The sequence below is a fragment of the Algoriphagus sp. SE2 genome (genome assembly GCF_039563885.1).
Lineage (GTDB): Bacteria > Bacteroidota > Bacteroidia > Cytophagales > Cyclobacteriaceae > Algoriphagus.
Window position 1 is genome coordinate 200368 of sequence record NZ_JBCLWJ010000002.1, and the last position, 17042, is coordinate 217409.

At 37.0% G+C, this 17042-nt stretch carries 14 protein-coding genes; 10 read left to right on the top strand and 4 right to left on the bottom strand.

Going from position 1 to position 17042, the window contains the following annotated elements; translation table 11 throughout:
* Positions 1-4: 4 nt before the first annotated feature.
* Positions 5-2182 (bottom strand): DNA helicase RecQ, encoded by a 2178-nt coding sequence (recQ, locus tag AAGF08_RS03020; protein WP_343509471.1) that lies wholly within the window; start codon positions 2180-2182, stop codon positions 5-7.
* A 99-nt stretch (positions 2183-2281) separates the two neighbouring features.
* On the opposite strand from recQ, the gene AAGF08_RS03025 reads away from it, so the two are divergent.
* Together AAGF08_RS03025 and AAGF08_RS03030 are read left to right on the top strand one after the other, a co-directional pair.
* Positions 2282-3250: a KpsF/GutQ family sugar-phosphate isomerase gene (locus AAGF08_RS03025; protein ID WP_343509472.1), complete on the top strand. Its 969-nt coding sequence runs from the start codon at positions 2282-2284 to the stop codon at positions 3248-3250.
* A gap of 7 nt (positions 3251-3257) precedes the next feature.
* A complete protein-coding gene (locus tag AAGF08_RS03030) occupies positions 3258-4331 on the top strand; it encodes a mannose-1-phosphate guanylyltransferase (protein ID WP_343509473.1) in 1074 nt (357 codons plus the stop codon).
* Positions 4332-4345: 14 nt separating this feature from the next.
* Here the strand turns inward: AAGF08_RS03030 and rlmB are convergent, their stop codons facing one another.
* Both rlmB and AAGF08_RS03040 read right to left on the bottom strand, forming a co-directional pair.
* Positions 4346-5122, bottom strand: coding sequence for a 23S rRNA (guanosine(2251)-2'-O)-methyltransferase RlmB (gene rlmB / locus AAGF08_RS03035; RefSeq protein ID WP_343509474.1), 777 nt, complete (start codon positions 5120-5122; stop codon positions 4346-4348).
* Positions 5095-6330 carry a GWxTD domain-containing protein gene (locus AAGF08_RS03040; RefSeq protein ID WP_343509476.1) on the bottom strand — a complete coding sequence of 412 codons (1236 nt, stop codon included), beginning with the start codon at positions 6328-6330 and terminating at the stop codon, positions 5095-5097. Before AAGF08_RS03040 ends, rlmB begins: the two co-directional genes overlap by 28 nt.
* 61 nt (positions 6331-6391) lie before the next feature.
* Here AAGF08_RS03040 and AAGF08_RS03045 point away from each other — a divergent pair, with 61 nt between their 5' ends.
* The gene (locus tag AAGF08_RS03045; RefSeq protein ID WP_343509477.1) at positions 6392-7168 is read left to right on the top strand and encodes a methyltransferase domain-containing protein; all 777 of its coding nucleotides are present in this window, start codon (positions 6392-6394) and stop codon (positions 7166-7168) included.
* Between the two features lie 71 nt (positions 7169-7239).
* Here the strand turns inward: AAGF08_RS03045 and AAGF08_RS03050 are convergent, their stop codons facing one another.
* Positions 7240-10224 carry a DUF2723 domain-containing protein gene (locus tag AAGF08_RS03050; protein WP_343509478.1) on the bottom strand — a complete coding sequence of 995 codons (2985 nt, stop codon included), beginning with the start codon at positions 10222-10224 and terminating at the stop codon, positions 7240-7242.
* Positions 10225-10393: 169 nt separating this feature from the next.
* On the opposite strand from AAGF08_RS03050, the gene trxA reads away from it, so the two are divergent.
* The 7 genes from trxA (at position 10394) to AAGF08_RS03085 (ending at position 16964) form a co-directional block, all read left to right on the top strand.
* Positions 10394-10708: a thioredoxin gene (gene trxA / locus AAGF08_RS03055; RefSeq protein WP_343509479.1), complete on the top strand. Its 315-nt coding sequence runs from the start codon at positions 10394-10396 to the stop codon at positions 10706-10708.
* Between the two features lie 91 nt (positions 10709-10799).
* Positions 10800-12221 (top strand): MBL fold metallo-hydrolase, encoded by a 1422-nt coding sequence (locus AAGF08_RS03060; protein WP_343509480.1) that lies wholly within the window; start codon positions 10800-10802, stop codon positions 12219-12221.
* A gap of 97 nt (positions 12222-12318) precedes the next feature.
* A complete protein-coding gene (locus tag AAGF08_RS03065; protein WP_343509482.1) occupies positions 12319-13722 on the top strand; it encodes a hypothetical protein in 1404 nt (467 codons plus the stop codon).
* Between the two features lie 20 nt (positions 13723-13742).
* Positions 13743-14324 carry a YeeE/YedE thiosulfate transporter family protein gene (locus tag AAGF08_RS03070; protein WP_343509483.1) on the top strand — a complete coding sequence of 194 codons (582 nt, stop codon included), beginning with the start codon at positions 13743-13745 and terminating at the stop codon, positions 14322-14324.
* Positions 14325-14336: 12 nt separating this feature from the next.
* The gene (locus tag AAGF08_RS03075; RefSeq protein WP_343509485.1) at positions 14337-14822 is read left to right on the top strand and encodes a DUF6691 family protein; all 486 of its coding nucleotides are present in this window, start codon (positions 14337-14339) and stop codon (positions 14820-14822) included.
* Positions 14823-15078: 256 nt separating this feature from the next.
* Complete coding sequence (locus AAGF08_RS03080) at positions 15079-16242, top strand: MFS transporter (protein ID WP_343509486.1); 1164 nt, start codon at positions 15079-15081, stop codon at positions 16240-16242.
* A gap of 5 nt (positions 16243-16247) precedes the next feature.
* Positions 16248-16964 carry an acyl-ACP thioesterase domain-containing protein gene (locus AAGF08_RS03085; RefSeq protein WP_343509487.1) on the top strand — a complete coding sequence of 239 codons (717 nt, stop codon included), beginning with the start codon at positions 16248-16250 and terminating at the stop codon, positions 16962-16964.
* Positions 16965-17042: the final 78 nt, after the last annotated feature.

Sequence of the window (17042 nt, forward strand, 5' to 3'; positions counted from 1 at the left end):
CAAGTTAATTGGCATGTTCGGAGATAAACTTAATCCGATAGACCCTCAATTCATCTTCTGCAAAATCCTCATCTTCCAGTTCCTCTAATGCCTCTTTGATACGATCAGTTTCTGCATTCATGAAATAATCATGAAGAAGGTCTTCACGCTCCTCATCCATGATGTGTTCGATGTAATAATCGATATTTAATTTAGTACCACTGTAGATGATTTGCTCAATTTCCTGCAATAATTCAGACATACTGATGTTTAAATTGTCTGCAATTTCATCTAAGTCGATTTTACGATCAATTTGTTGAATGATAGTGATTTTTATTTTTGATCTCGATCCTGCCGACTTCACTACAACCTCTGAGGCAGTCTCAATTTCGTTTTCTTCGACATAAGTCGAAATGATTTTTAAGAATGACGATCCAAATTTAGCGACTTTTCCCATACCAACGCCGTTGACTTGGGCAAGTTCTTCTCTTGTTGTTGGATAAATAGTCGCCATTTCTTCCAAAGAAGGATCCTGAAATATCACATATGGAGGCAACCCTTTTGATTTTGCTACTTTTTTTCTTTCTGCTTTAAGTAGTTCAAATAGTTTTTCATCATAAGCAATGCCTGCTTTTATATCCACATCTGCAGTACCATCTGAATCTTCATTTTCATAATCATGATCTTTGTAGAGATTGACTGAGTAAGGAGAATCTAAAAAGGATTTCCCTTTTTCTGTTAGTTTTAATACCCCGTAAGATTCAATATCTTTTTCGAGTAGGGCAAAAATCATCGCTTGACGAATGATAGAAGTCCAATATTTTTCAGGAACATCTTTTCCTTTACCGAAAACAGGAAGCTTATCGTGCTTGTAACTTATTACATATTCCGTAGGCTCGCCAATGATCACCTTTACCAAGTGATCTAAACCAAAGCGTTCATTTGTTTGAAGTGCCGCTTCGAGAGCAGTCTGGATATAATCCATTCCTTCAAAAATTTCACGCTCTCTCTTACAGTTATCACAGAAACCACAATCTTTTTCGAAAGTTTCCCCAAAATAGTTCAAGATGAATTTCCTCCTACAAACCCCAGTTTCTGCATATGCAGCCATTTCCTGAAGTAATACTCTGGAGTTTTCTCTTTCAGTTACAGGCTTATCTTTATTGAATTTGTCAAGTTTGACAATATCCTCATATCGATAAAACATCAGGCAATGTCCCTCTAAACCATCTCTTCCTGCCCTTCCAGTCTCTTGGTAGTACCCTTCCAAGGATTTGGGAACATCATAATGAATAACATAACGCACATCTGGTTTGTCTATACCCATTCCAAAAGCGATGGTAGCAACTATTACATCCAACTCTTCATTTAGAAAGTCATCCTGATTTTTGATCCTTACAGCTGAATCTAAGCCTGCATGATAGGGAGCTGCATTTATTTGATTGACTTGAAGAAGATGTGCAATTTCTTCTACTTTCTTCCTGCTCAAACAATAAATGATACCCGACTTACCTTTGTGGGATTTGATAAATTTAATCAGATGTTTTTTAGATTCATTTTTCATCTTTGGCCTAACCTCATAATACAGGTTGGTTCGGTTGAAAGATGATTTAAATAAATCAGCCTCTTCCATTTGAAGATTCCTTTGAATATCCTGCTGAACTTTAGGAGTGGCAGTTGCAGTCAAAGCGATTATTGGAAGGTTAGGGGCTATTTGTGCTACTATAGATTTTATTTTTCTGTATTCAGGTCTGAAATCATGTCCCCATTCCGAAATACAGTGTGCTTCATCAATCGCAACAAAACTCAGTTTTGCTGATTTCAGGAAGGCTACATTTTCTTCCTTTGTAAGAGATTCGGGTGCTACATAAAGAAGCTTTGTTTTCTCATTCAATACCTCATTTTTCACTTTTGTAGCCTCAGATTTATTGAGGGTAGAATTCAAAAAATGAGCATTTATACCTAGAGCATTTAATTGATCGACCTGATTTTTCATAAGTGCGATCAATGGAGATATTACTATTGCTGTTCCTTCAGAGACCACTGCTGGGAGTTGATAACATAAAGATTTTCCAGCACCTGTCGGCATTATAACGAAGGTGTTCTTTTTACTTAGCAAATTGTCTACGATGAACTCTTGGTTGCCACGAAACTGGCTAAAACCAAATATTTTCTTAAGTTCAGATTTTACTTTTTCTTCCACTTGAAACAGGTGCTTTAAGGAGTGCGGTGAGCCTGTAAACAGGAATGATTGATTACATTTTATACCTTTGTACTAAATTACTAATAAAAGCAGGTAAAATTGAATTTAATTAAAAATATTAGAAATACAGCCACCCGGGTATTGCAAAATGAAGCGAACGCTGTTTTAAATTTGATCGAATATATAGATGGTGATTTTGAGTCCTGTGTGGAAAGGATTTTAAATTCTACTGGAAGAGTAGTAATTACTGGTGTAGGAAAAAGCGCGATAGTCGCCAATAAAATTGTCGCTACTCTGAATTCAACGGGAACTCCTGCTTTATTCATGCATGCAGCAGATGCCATTCATGGTGATTTGGGCATGATTCAAGGAGATGATATTGTTATTTGTATTTCTAAAAGCGGAAATACTCCAGAAATAAAAGTATTGGTCCCTCTTTTAAAAAAATCAGGTTCTGTTTTAGTTGCATTAGTAAGTAATGTGAACAGTTATTTAGCTGAGCATGCCGATTATGTATTGAATGCTACCATCGGAGAAGAGGCATGCCCCCACAATCTAGCTCCTACGACTAGTACCACGACACATATGGCAATGGGAGATGCCCTCGCAGTTTGTCTATTGGAGGCGCGTGGGTTTACATCCGAAGATTTTGCAAAATACCACCCAGGGGGATCATTAGGAAAACAGTTGTATCTCAAAGTAAAAGATTTGCTAGGTAAAGATCAGATTCCTATGGTTGGGGAAGACTCTGGTTTAGCTGAGGTTATTATTGAAATCTCTGGAAAGCGGCTTGGTGCCACTGCCGTTGTAAATGATAAAGGTGAGTTGAAAGGTATCATTACAGATGGAGATTTGAGGAGGATGTTGGAAAAGAGTTTGGATATCCAAAAGTTGAAAGCTCGTGATATAATGACGGTAAATCCAAAAACAATTTCAAAAGATGAATTTGCTATTAGAGCATTGAATCTCATGAAAGATTATAACATTACACAGTTAGTAGCAATTGATGGAAATAAAATTTCAGGATTTGTTCATATTCACGACTTAATGAAGGAGGGGATTGTCTAAAATTGATATGCAGGAAGAACCTTATATTGTAATTATGGCAGGAGGGATTGGCTCCAGATTTTGGCCATATAGCCGGAATGATCGGCCAAAACAATTTTTAGATGTTTTGGGGACAGGGAGAACATTGCTTCAAATGACTTTTGATAGACTTAAGGAAATTTCTTCTCCAGATAAAGTTTTTGTGGTGACCAACAAAACTTATTTTGATTTAGTAAAAGAGCAATTACCTGAATTAGATGATAAACAGGTTTTGTCAGAACCTCTCCGTCGTAATACGGCTACTTGTATTGCTTATGCTAGCTATAAAATCAATAAAATTGATCCGAAAGCGATAATACTGGTTGCACCAGCAGATCATTTGATAACGCAAGAGAATAAATTCAGGTTAGCAATAGAAAAGGCTATTATCGGGGCCAAAATGGAAGGAAGGTTGATTACAATGGGGATTAAGCCCAATAGACCTGAGACTGGATATGGTTACATTCAATATTTAGAAAAGGCTGGTGAAGAAATTTTTAAGGTTAAAACATTCATAGAGAAACCTAATGTGAAATTAGCTAAGACCTTTTTGGATAGTGGGGATTTTGTCTGGAATTCTGGAATGTTTGTTTGGAAAGTCAGTAGCTTGATTTCGGCCTATGAAAAGTATATGCCTGATGTTGCGGAAGTATTTAATGAAGGGGAAGAGTTTTTAGGAAATGAAGGAGAGTCAGAATTTATTGTCAAAGCATACTCTTTGCTTAAAAATATCTCCATAGATAGTGGGATCATGGAGCAATCAGATCAAGTATATGTTATCCCTGCAGACTTCGGTTGGTCAGATTTAGGCTCTTGGAAAAGCCTTTTTGAATTGAAGAAAAAAGACCGAAAGAACAATGTGATAGAAGGAAATGTAATTCTTTATGATACTGAAAACTCCTATATCAAGGTTAATGGTGATAAATTAGTCGTAGTTCAGGGTCTGGATAATTATTTAATCAATGAAACTGATAATGTGATTTTGATCTGTAAACTGGATGCTGAAAAAAAATTCAGGGAATTTGTCGCAAATGCAAAAAAGAAGGGGAAGGACTTTATTTGACCTTCCCCAATAATTTATTTTTGCCTTTGTCTCATTGCTTCGTATATAGCCACTCCAGCTGAAACTGAAACGTTCAAGCTTTCAATTTTTCCAAGCATAGGGATATTTACTTTTTCATCCACTATGCCCATAAGTTCGTTAGAAATCCCATCTTCTTCTGAACCCATAACCAATGCTACAGGATTTGAAAAATCAGCTTCATACATACTTTTTGTGGTTTTCTCAGTAATGGCCACTAATGTTAATCCTGATTTTTGAAGATCTCTGCACGTATAAAAAAGATTTTTCGACCGAACCACCGGTAGGAAGTTCAATGCACCAGCCGAAGTTTTTACTGCATCTGAATTAATCTGTGCACTTCCTTTAGCCGGAATCACAATTGCATCGACTCCTGCACATTCTGCCGTTCTAGCAATCGCACCAAAGTTTCGAACATCAGTAATTCTATCCAAAATCAAAATCAATGGAGCCTTTCCTGAAGAAAAACAGGTTTCTATTACATTATCCAGTGAGGCATATGCAATAGAAGAAATATATGCCACCACGCCTTGGTGATTTTTCCTGGTAATTCTATTGAGTTTCGCGTCCGGGACTCTTACAACAGGTACTCCATCGGCTTTGCAAAGCTTCAATAATTCTTTGATTAAATCATTGTTCAATTCTTTCTGAACAAGTACTTTATCGATTTCTTTGCCAGCATGGATTGCCTCCATTACAGCCCTTGTGCCAAAAATAAAATCTTTTTCAGTTGCTCCTTTGTCTATCAGAAAGCCATCTTTCCGCTTCTCCATATGGAAATGTTTTTAAACCAAACAGGCTGATAAGCTTTGGAGCGGTTCAGCGTGTAATAGTGTGGGGTTAGAATATTCTTTACTCGGACAAAAGTAAAGCGAATTTTTGAACTCTCATTCAATCCGCCATAAGACCATACCTCACGGTCTAAATAAAAATTCACTTCATTAGGTGGTCCCATTACAATATATACCATACCCTTGTCTGTCTTCCAACCTTCCTTAAAGTCTGTAAATAAGATGTTTGCAAACTCTGTTTGCCGAAAATATTCTCTGATTAAGTCTTTTGCAATGTCTGGGTTTCTTGTAAGATTATACCAATATTCATCCAAAGCTTTCTTTTTATCTTCAGCTAAAAGTAAGGCCTCATGCTCTTTTCGAGTTGAAATATAAGTAACCATTTGAATCATCTCTTCCCAATCTTTAACTTTAGGAAAGGCCTCATTTGTCGTTTTTAGCAATAAACCAGAGGTTGATGCTGTATCACTTTGAAAAAAATAATATCCTTCATCATCTAGACTTTTTGGAACATTTGTGAGGAAGTTACCTCGATCCATCACCTCTAATTCTTTTGGAACTGATGCTGGTTTTGTTTCCATTGGAGGATAGGGAACATCAAAGGAAACAGGGTAATAAAACTCATGGAGGTTAGGTCCAGACTCAGATTTAAACAGAAGGGATTGGCCTTTTGTCAAGAAATTCTGATCAAAAGGAATGTTATTGGCATAATATGCACCAAAGGAAGGCTGACCAAAAATAAAAGGGCTTTTTAGATCTATATGATAATAATATTCATCTCCTTGCCTAGTGTCAAGAACGGTAAGCAAAGCTATCGCCGTTTCCTGATCTGAAGGGATAGTAACTGACTTTTCGAAAAACCAATGTCTTTCTGTGTCGTTTTTTAGATCATTTGAAGTCAATAAGTTTACTTCATCATCTAAAATCTCTTGATCGTAGCTGTTTAAGACCGAATATGAAAAGCTGAACGTATCGAAATTTGGGTTTTCCTCAATCTTCTCAACAATCATTTGTAATCTAAATTCCGTGTTTCCTTCCTTTATTGGAATTATTTTTAACCCCAATCTCGAATATCTTGAGTAACGTAATGTCTGATTTAGATTATTTAATTTTTTCTGAGAAAAGCCTTGATTGAAGGCTCCAATCACCAGAAATAAAAAAGTTATAAGAATGTTTGTTTTAAGCTTCATTGGGTGAAAATATCGGGTTTTAAAAATTAACCTTACTTTTGCCAAAATAGTAAAATTTTGTATGGCTACCTATACAACGGAAATTGCATCCGACAAGTTAATCAGTGACAATCCAATTCATCAACGTTTGCTTAAAGCATACATTGCCGCTCAACCTTTGGTTTCTGGAAAATTACTGGAAATTGGCTGTGGAGAAGGAAGGGGAGTGGAAATACTTCTACCACATGCGTCGGAATATTTAGGAATTGATAAGATTCAGGAAGTAATTGATTCGCTTCGACAAAAATTCCCAAAAGTGAATTTTGAACAAGCTGTAATTCCTCCTTTTCATGGGATAGAAGATAATTCCTATGATACAGTGGTGAGTTTTCAGGTAATTGAGCATATCAAAAATGATAAGCTTTTTCTTCAAGAAATTTATCGAGTGCTTAAACCTGGCGGTAAAGCAATTATTTCCACTCCAAATATCAAACATACCTTATCTAGAAACCCTTGGCATGTCAGAGAATATACTCCAAAACAGTTAATCGATCTGTCGGAATCAATTTTTGATCAAGTTGATTCAAAGGGAGTAGGAGGTAATGAAAAAGTATGGTCTTACCATGCTGCCAACCGGAGATCTGTGCAAAAAATAATGCGATTTGATATTTTTAATTTGCAATATAGACTGCCTGCTGCTGTTTTAAGAATGCCTTATGAAATCTTAAATAGGAGAAACAGAAACAAGCTTCACAAACAGCAAATTTCAAATGTTACGGAAATAACACACGAAGATTACCCTATTGTGGAGGATCCAGAATTGGGATTGGATTTGTTTTATATCTTACACAAAAAATAAAAAAAGCGGCCTATGAAGTGCCGCCAAAAAGTTAGACACTTATTGGGGGCTAGTTCACTAAGCCGCTTTTTTTATCTTCTATCGATCTGGCTCGGAACCACTTCTTCACCCATATAGGCACTAAGCCTTCCTTTTAGTTCGTCTGCTTTTTCTTGATAGCCTCGTTCTTCTAAAAGCGGTATGAAATAGCGGATCATTTCAATGGAAATCATCATTTCTCTGTCATAATCCCTATTCTCATTTGTGTAAAACTCAATCATATCCAATGATTTCTTTGAGACTTTATCAATAATGTCCAACGCTTTCTCTTCTTCTCCTACTTCAAAGAAAAGCGGTACGGATTGACCGCTAGAAAGATCATATGGAATAGCTTCATGAGGCATTACTTTTAATCCATAATTTAAAAGCTCAGTGGCTTTATCCATTTTATTCTGGTCCAATAATGCTATTGCAATAGAATTTAAGGCACTTCTATGGTTAGAAGCAAATCTTCGATACTCTTCATCGAGATATGCATTTGGATCATCCATTCCCCGGAAAGCAAATTTCTCCATATAGTTTTTATAAGCGAGATCTGCATTGACCAATTCATCGCGAATAAAATCAGGTTTTTGAACCGGTAGCAATCTATAAGTCAACCCTTCATTTACAACATGATCTTCTAAGTCTATCCCGATGGTGGAAAGAGAGGTGTTGTTGAAATAAATGGGCCTTTCCCAGTTATTACTTGTGATCAAATCAATCAGCATCAGCGTCCCTTTAGTGAGATATTGTCCCTTTACTCTCAAATTAATCTGAGGGGTAAACAACGGAGTAAACTCATCAGGAATAATATCTTTATTGGCAACAGATGCGCTATCAATATCCAAAACTAGGTTTCTTGACGGCACCATATTAACAACGCTTTTACCACCGGTATTTACATTCAACCTAGGGTCTGCCTCATTTAAAAGGTTTAGATAGGCTCTTACCGATATCGCAGAATTAGGATTATCGTCACCTGTAACATATAATACATCATTCGTACCTTTTTGATAGCGGGATTCATCTAGGCTAAAAGGTAATGCTTCTGATTCATTTACAGGACGTGTCATTTGCTCGACGTACCAATCTGTATCAAAATAACTTAAAACAATCACTCTGACATCTGTTCGGAATCCTTCTACTTCCTGAACGTACCAAAGTGGAAAGGTATCATTGTCTCCACCGGTAAATAGAATGGCATTTGGCGCGCAGGAAGCCAGGAAGTTACGAGCGGAGTCTACTGAAAAGTATCTTCCTTTTCTATTATGATCATCCCAAGTCTGGCTAGCTACAAGGCCAACTACAGGTAAAGTTAAAAGAGTAGCCAAAACGCCTGCAGTTGCTAAATTTTTATTCATTTTTCCTATCGCATGGGCGATTCCCATCACTCCCATACCGATCCAGATAGCGAAGGCATAAAAGCTACCTACATAAATATAATCTCGTTCTCTCGGCTCTACCGGAGGGGAATTCAGGTAGAGTACTAAAACTACTCCCATCATCAAGAAGAGCATTAAATTCACATAAAAGGACTTGGGGTCATATTTAGCCTGAAAGAATAGCCCGATGATTCCTAGGAGTAAAGGAAGCATAAAGAAATTGTTGTGGCCTTTATTTTCTTTGATATAATCTGGATATTTATCTGACAAAGCATCTGTAATTCCTATCCATGGAGCATCAGAAAAATCACTTTCCCTTCCTGAAAAATTCCACATAAAATACCGCCAATACATTTTGCCAAGCTGATGCTTAAACATGAAATAGAGGTTGTCTCCGAAAGTAGGGTCTTGACCTTCTCTTAAACCCAAAACTTGACGATAAATACGTTTGTGGTTTTCCTGAGTAGAATACACTCTTGGTAGTATCGTCGTCTTTGAAGGTTCATAAATATTTTCCAATCCGTAATCTACGATTTCGTATTTATCCTTTCCCTTCATATAAACAGGCTCACCCTCTTTTTGATCTACCAATTTTGCAGTGAAATACTGGCCATGAAGCAGGGGTCTGTAGCCATATTGCTCTCGTTTTAGATAAGAAACATAGCTGATGATATCCTTTGGTGCATTTTCGTTAATGATAGGGTCTTGATTGGCACGGATGACTATCAAGGCATAACTACTATATCCGATTAAAATGAATACCAAAGAAAGAAGAGCTGTATTTAAGGTTGCATTTTCTTTACTTCTGGAATATTTGTAAGCGAAAAATAAAGCAGTAAAGAAGGCTATTGAAAAGAAAATGATGCCAGACCCAAATGGTAAGCCCAAAGAATTCACAAAGAAAATTTCTATCGACCCCGCCAAACTTGGAAGTCCAGGAATAATTAAATTGTTTATAATGATTAGCGCCACACCACCAATCAACATGGCAGCAAAGGCTCCTTTAAGACTTGGTTTTTCGTATTTTTTGAAATAGTAAATTAATGCTAGACCAGGTAATGTTACCAAATTCAGCAAGTGGACACCAATTGAAAGTCCTACTAAATAAGCAATGAAGATCATGTACTTATTCTCTTCTCTTGGATCTTTAATTACATCCCACTTCAAAAATGCCCAAATCACAATTGCGGTAAAAAATGAGGACATGGCATAAACTTCAGCTTCTACTGCTGAAAACCAAAAACTATCAGTGAAAGTATACAATAATGATCCCACAATACCTGCACCCATTAAGGAAATAACCTGGCCTGTACTTTCTTTTCCCTCTTCGATTTTATATAGTCTTCTACCGAAAAGGGTAATGGACCAGAATAAAAATAATATTGTAAAGGCTGAGAACAGAGCACTTCCAACATTCATCCAATAAGCTACTTCCAATCCATCACCTAGCGCCAAGAAGCTAAACATCCTGTAAACCAACAAAAAGAAAGGAGCTCCGGGAGGATGTGGAACTTGCAATTTGTATGATACCGCAATAAATTCCCCTGGATCCCAGAAGCTTGCGGTTGGTTCTGCAGTCAAAATGTATACTACTGCGGCTATGGCAAAAATAAGCCAGCCTGTTAAATTATTGATTTGCTTATACTTGAGCATTAATTCGAGATATTTGACTGGCGAAAATAAAAAAATAATCGCCAACTGCGGATTTTTTAGCACTTTTTAAAAGTTGAAGTCAATCAAGAAAAAAATGCTTTGTGATATAAATTACTGTAGCGAACCTAAAGTCGCTGTACTTTTGTTGTGTTAATTAAATATTATGACCATGAACGTACAACCAAAAACCTTTCAAGAATTGATTGATGGAGACCAGCCAGTTTTGGTAGACTTTACAGCTACCTGGTGCGGTCCATGTAAAATGATGCATCCAATTCTGGAAGATACTTCCAGACAGATGGGTGAGAAAGTCAAAATATTAAAAGTAGACGTAGATAAAAACCCTTTAGCGGCAAGTAAATTTCAAGTGAGGGGGGTTCCAACATTGATTTTATTTCAAAAAGGAAAAATTCTTTGGAGACAATCGGGTGTTGTCCCAGCTCATCAACTGGTACAAACTATTGAATCAAATATTAAGAGTTAATAAAAATCGAATGTGACAAAAGTCATTTAAGATTTATTTTGACCTAAATATCTTTGGGTAATTAAAAATAGAATAACAGAAAAATAACAATATGAAAATTGAACAAATTTATACCGGATGCCTTGCTCAAGGAGCATATTACATCGAATCAGATGGCGAGGCAGCGGTAATCGACCCACTTAGAGAAGTTCAGCCATATATTGAAAAGGCTGAAAGAAGGAATGCGAAAATCAAATATGTTTTTGAAACTCACTTCCATGCCGATTTCGTTTCCGGGCATCAAGATCTTTCAAAAAAGACAGGAGCCCCGATTGTATACGGTCCGACAACTATGAAAATGGGATTTGATGCAATTGTTGCTGAAGATGGTCAAGAGTTCAAAATAGGTAAAGCAAAAGTGAAGCTAATTCATACTCCAGGTCACACAATGGAGAGTTCTTGTTATTTGCTTTATAACGAAGAAGGTAAACCAGAAGCAATCTTTACAGGAGACACTCTATTTATCGGAGACGTAGGAAGACCAGATTTGGCTCAAAAAGTCGTAAAAGATTTAACGCAGGATAAGTTGGCTGCTCATCTTTATGATTCATTAAGAAATAAAATTATGCCTTTGCCAGATGATTTGATCGTTTATCCGGCACACGGAGCAGGTTCTGCTTGTGGCAAAAATATGAGTAAAGAGACTTCAGATACTTTAGGGAATCAGAAGAAGACAAATTATGCGCTTCAGGAGATGACTAAAGAGGAGTTTATCAAAGAGGTGATCACAGGTTTAACACCACCTCCTGCTTACTTCCCTCAAAATGTTATGATGAATATCCAAGGATATGACAGCATTGATGAAGTATTGGAAAGAGGTGTGAAACCATTGACTCCAGCTCAATTTGAAGCTGCTGCTAATGAAACAGGTGCTTTGATTTTGGATACAAGAGATCCTCAGGTGTTTGCCAAAGGTTTTGTGCCTAATTCAGTAAACATCGGAATTGATGGAAGTTTTGCAGTCTGGGTTGGTGCTATGATTCCAGATTTAAAGCAGGAGATTTTAGTAGTTGCAGAGGAAGGTAGAGAAGAAGAGGTAATTACCAGATTGGCTAGAGTAGGATATGATTATGCTCTCGGATATTTGGAAGGCGGAATTGAAGCCTGGAAAAAATCAGGGCATGAAATCGATCAGATAGAATCTATCTCAGCTGAAGAATTGGCAGCTAGAAAAGAAAAAAATCCAGAAATTAATATTGTTGATGTAAGGAAAAATAGCGAATACATGTCAGAACATGTAGTGGATGCTGAAAATGCCCCTCTAGACTACATCAATGATAGCATGCTGAAAATAGATAAGGATAAAACGTATTTCGTGCACTGTGCTGGAGGATATAGGTCTATGATCTTTAATTCCATCCTCAGAGCAAGAGGTTATGATAATCTGATTGATATTGATGGTGGATTTAAAGCCATTAAGGAATCTGAGAAGTTTAAAGTAACGGATTACGTTTGTCCAACAACCTTGCTCTAATCGAGTGGGAAAAGTTGCTTAAACCCAAAAATGGCAAGCCGAAAGGTTTGCCATTTTAAATTTAAAGCAATTCAAAGTGACAAAAGTCACACAGAAAATGAACCCAATAATTCGAGTTATATCGCTTCTTTTTTTATTGTTTGGTTGGTCTCAAATGGCTTTCGCTCAACATGGAAATATGGAGGTGATTGAGGATGATCCAGACAAAACGTTGTTTGGAAAGGTATTGAAAGAAGGAAAGTTTGAATTCCACCTTAGATCCTATTTTATGGCAACTCAAAATCAAGGGTATCTTTTGGATTACCAGACTTGGGGAACAGGAGCAGGAATAGGATATTTCTCTCCTCGTTGGAAAGGCTTAGGTTTAGGCTTTAGTGGTTTTTTTGTCTTTAGACATTTTGAAAATAATGTGACGGCAATTGACCCATTAACCCAAAGTCCAAACCGATATGAGATTCTGCTTTATGATTTACAAAATCCAACTAATCATAAGGATTTAGATAGACTAGAGGAATTCTTCTTAAGCTATGAAAAAGAGTCATTGAGTATTTGGGTAGGGAGACATCATTTTGATAGTCCCTTTCTGAATGCTTCAGATAATAGGATGCGGCCAAACTTATTCAGTGGGATTTCGGTTGAAGTGAAACCTGGTAAACTTGGAGTAAAAGCATCTTGGTTTTCCCATGTTATCTCACGAGGATCATTGGAATGGTTAAGTGTTGAAGAGTCATTTGGACTTTACAATACAGGAAGGAATCCATTGGACTCAGAGGAGTCTTATAAACATCATATCGATTCAAAAGGAATCGCTTCGTTAGGTTTTGATTATGTATCCGATCGGGCAAAATTCGAATCTTGGAGCTACTTAGCGGAAGGTGTATTTGGACTATCCACACTTCAAGCTACAGGTCATTTGGATATGAATTTAGGCCCTGAGTTTCTGTGGGGAATTCAAGGCTTCTACGAGTCGGCTGTTGGGGATGGGGGAAATGAAAATCCTCAAAAGGCCTATATTCTGCCAAATGAGCAAACTAGTGGTCTTGGCTTGCGTGGAGGATTGAAATGGCCAAAAAGTAAGTTGACCCTGAACTATCTGAAAATTTCAGATAAAGGAAGATTTCTTTTTCCCAGAGAATGGGGGAGAGAACAATTCTTTGTCAGTCTTCCTAGAGAGCGATTTGAAGGCCTTGGAGGTGTTAGCGTAAGAATGATCAAATATGATCAAAGTTTGGTTGATGAAAAGTTAAAAATCGGAGTGGGATTCTCTCATGTAGATAATCCAGATCATAATGATTTTCATCTAAATAAATATGGGATCCCTGATTATTTCCAGGTCTCCGGTCTAGTAGATTATCGGTTTAAAGGGTTCTTTCAAGGGCTAGATCTTCAACTTCAAGTAGTGGGAAAGAAAGAGGCTCCAAGTCAGGAACTTCCTCCTGAAAGTATCATTAATAAAGTAAACATGATAAACTACAGCTTAATAGTGGATTATAGATTTTAACAATTGAAAATTAATAAAATATGAATCAATTTATTGAATGGGTATCACAACCCTGGCCATGGTATGTAGCCGGGCCGCTTATCGGATTGACGGTACCAACCTTACTTCTACTTGGGAATAAAACCTTTGGTGTTTCCTCTTCCTTGAGACATGCATGTGCCATCTGTGTTCCCTCTGGAATCCCATTCTTCACATACAATTGGAGAAAGGAAATGTGGAATTTAATGTTTGTTTTAGGGGTATTAATTGGAGGCTTTATAGCCACTCAATTTCTTGCCAATCCAGATGATTTCATACTTGCTGATCAGACGAAAGCAGATTTGATAGCTTTGGGAATAACTGATTTCTCAGGATTGTTGCCATCAGATATCTTTTCGTGGAGTACTTTATTTTCAGCAAAAGGATTATTGTTTTTTGTTTTTGGAGGATTCTTAGTTGGATTCGGTACAAGATACGCTGGAGGTTGTACTTCAGGTCATGCGATTATGGGAATCAGTTCTCTTCAGTGGCCTTCACTTCTAGCTACTATTTTCTTCATGATAGGAGGACTTGTGATGACTCACTTGTTAATGGGACCTTTAATGAGTTTGGTGGGATTTTAATTTATTAATGAAATGAAAGTATTAGAAAAAAATGTACAGGCAGAGGTTTGTGATGCACCAAACTCTCAAAAAGATATAGAAAAAGGGACTGAATTGATCAAATACATGATCGTTGGAATTTTGTTTGGGATTGTTTTTGTGAAAGCTGAGATCATTTCTTGGTTTAGAATTCAGGAAATGTTTCGTCTTCAGTCTTTCCACATGTATGGAGTGATAGGTTCAGCAATAGTTACTGGAATTATTTCCATCCAGTTGATAAAGCGATTTAGGATCAAAACAATGTCAGGAGAAACGGTCAAAATCCCAAAAAAGGAATTTAGAAAAGGGCAGATTATTGGTGGATTTATCTTCGGTTTGGGTTGGGCTCTTACTGGGGCATGCCCCGGGCCTTTATTCGCTCAGATCGGAAGTGGCTTTTTGGTCGTATCCGTGACGCTATTCTTCGCAATTGTAGGAACTTGGGTCTATGGTAAATTTTCCGATAAACTTCCTAATTAAATAGAGTTAGTTGTTGATATAGGGCTGGCCACTTTCTGAAAAGAGAGTGGCTTTTTTAGTCAAAGACCTTTCGGATAATAAACCTGATTAAAAAAATAATAGTGATGATTATTGCACCTACGATGATAAATTCCATGTATAAATTTTCTATGGATAACAGAACTTAACCTAAATAGTTTAGGTCTCTTTTTTCTAAGTAAAGGCATATTAGATGAATCTTTCTAAATTTCGAAACCTATTGATCTATTTATAATTTATGAATCCCCTTTCCAAACGAAGAGTTGCCTTAGGTGCTTTTTTCTTTTTTGCCGGACTTTGCTTTGCTTCATGGGCAGCAAGGATACCTGATATCCAAACAAGATTTGATTTATCAGAAGGACAGCTCGGAACGCTGCTGTTGTTTCTTCCCATGGGGTCTGTATTAGGTTTGCCAATAGCTGGCTGGGCCGTTCATCAGTTTGGAAGTAGGATTATAATTATGGTAGGTGCTTTTTCATATGCTTTGACTTTACCTTTAATTGGATTGGCACCTTCTACATGGGTATTAGTTCCAGTATTGATTCTTTATGGGATGCTCGGTAATACGATGAATATCTCATTAAATACGCAAGCATTAAATCTGGAAGATCAAATGGGTAAGAGTATTCTGGCCTCTTTTCATGGGCTTTGGAGTATGGCTGGGTTTGCTGGAGCAGGTATAGGAGCATTGATGATTTATTTTGGACTATCCCCTGCGGCTCATTTTGCAGTAGTAGCTTTAATTTCAATTGTTATAATTCTTTCTGCCCAAGGCTTTATTGTAAAAGAAAAAGCGGCATCGGCAGATGGAGGGTTAATATTGAAAAAACCGGATGCATTACTTCTAAGAATTAGTTTAATATCTTTTTTAGGAATGATGTGCGAGGGGTGCATGTTTGATTGGAGTGGTGTCTATTTCAAGAAAGTCGTTTTAGCAGATCCCTCTATGATTGCATTAGGTTATGTTGCTTTTATGGGAGCAATGGCATCAGGAAGGTTTATTACCGATAAAATTGCTGCCAAATTCACTAAAGTCGCAGTAATCCAGGTAAGTGGAGTTTTGATATTTTTAGGGCTTATTTTGTCCGTACTATTCCCAACAATTCAGGTCGCAACATTTGGTTTTTTATTGGTTGGATTTGGAGTTGCTTCCATTGTTCCGCTCTCATATAGCATTGCAGGGAGATCAAAACTGTACGCTCCAAGCGTTGCTTTGGCTTTAGTATCTACGATTTCTTTTTTTGGATTCTTATTGGGGCCCCCATTGATAGGTTTTATTGCGGATTTATTTAATCTTAAGACTTCTTTCGCGATGGTGGCAGTGAGTGCTTTGGGTATCACCCTTCTCTCTAGCTTTCGCAAAGCTGTTTTCTTAATTCCGAAAAAAATAAAAGTAATTTAAAATTCATGGATCTTTCTGAAAGATTTCAGTTTGAAAAGGACTTTGAAATTGGGTCTTTTCAAGTTCATCCTGATGGAAAAATCAGGTTGAGTTGTGTAGGTGATTTATTTCAGGAGACTTCTTGGAGACATGCAGACTCTGCCGATTTCGGAAGGAATTTGATAGAAGAGAATAGAATGTGGGTATTATCAAGAATGGATTTTCACTGCTTTAACCTACCCTCATGGGGTCAAAGGGTAAAAGTATTTACTGCGGGAAGGGGAGTGGAAAAGCTTTTTGCTTTTAGAGAATTTTTAATGACAGATGAGAAAGGTCAAGTTTTAGTTCAATGCATGACTTCTTATTTATTATTGAATATTCAATCAAAACGACCTATGAGGCCCGAAGTAGTTTTACCATCACATCTATTTGATCCTTTGGAAAAGCCGGAATGGCAAGCGGCAAAAGTGAAAGTTGAGGGAGAATTAATAGCCAGCGAACAATTAAAAGTAAGGTATTCAGATCTGGATCTTAATAATCATGTAAATAATACCAGTTATATTCTTTGGGTCGAAAATATTCTAAAAGAGAGAAAAATCAACAAAAATAAGTTTTTGATCAATTTTCAAGCAGAGTGTTTACTTGGAGATTTAGTTGAGATAAATCTATTCAAAACAGGCAATAGTTATGTTTTCCAAGGTTTGATTGGAGAGAAACTCGTTTTTTTAGCAGAAGCCTATTAAATTTAGATAATTCAAGCTAGATGTGATTCTTGTCACAGGTTTTCGTGCAGTTTTATTTCATTTTTGTTGCTTGACTTA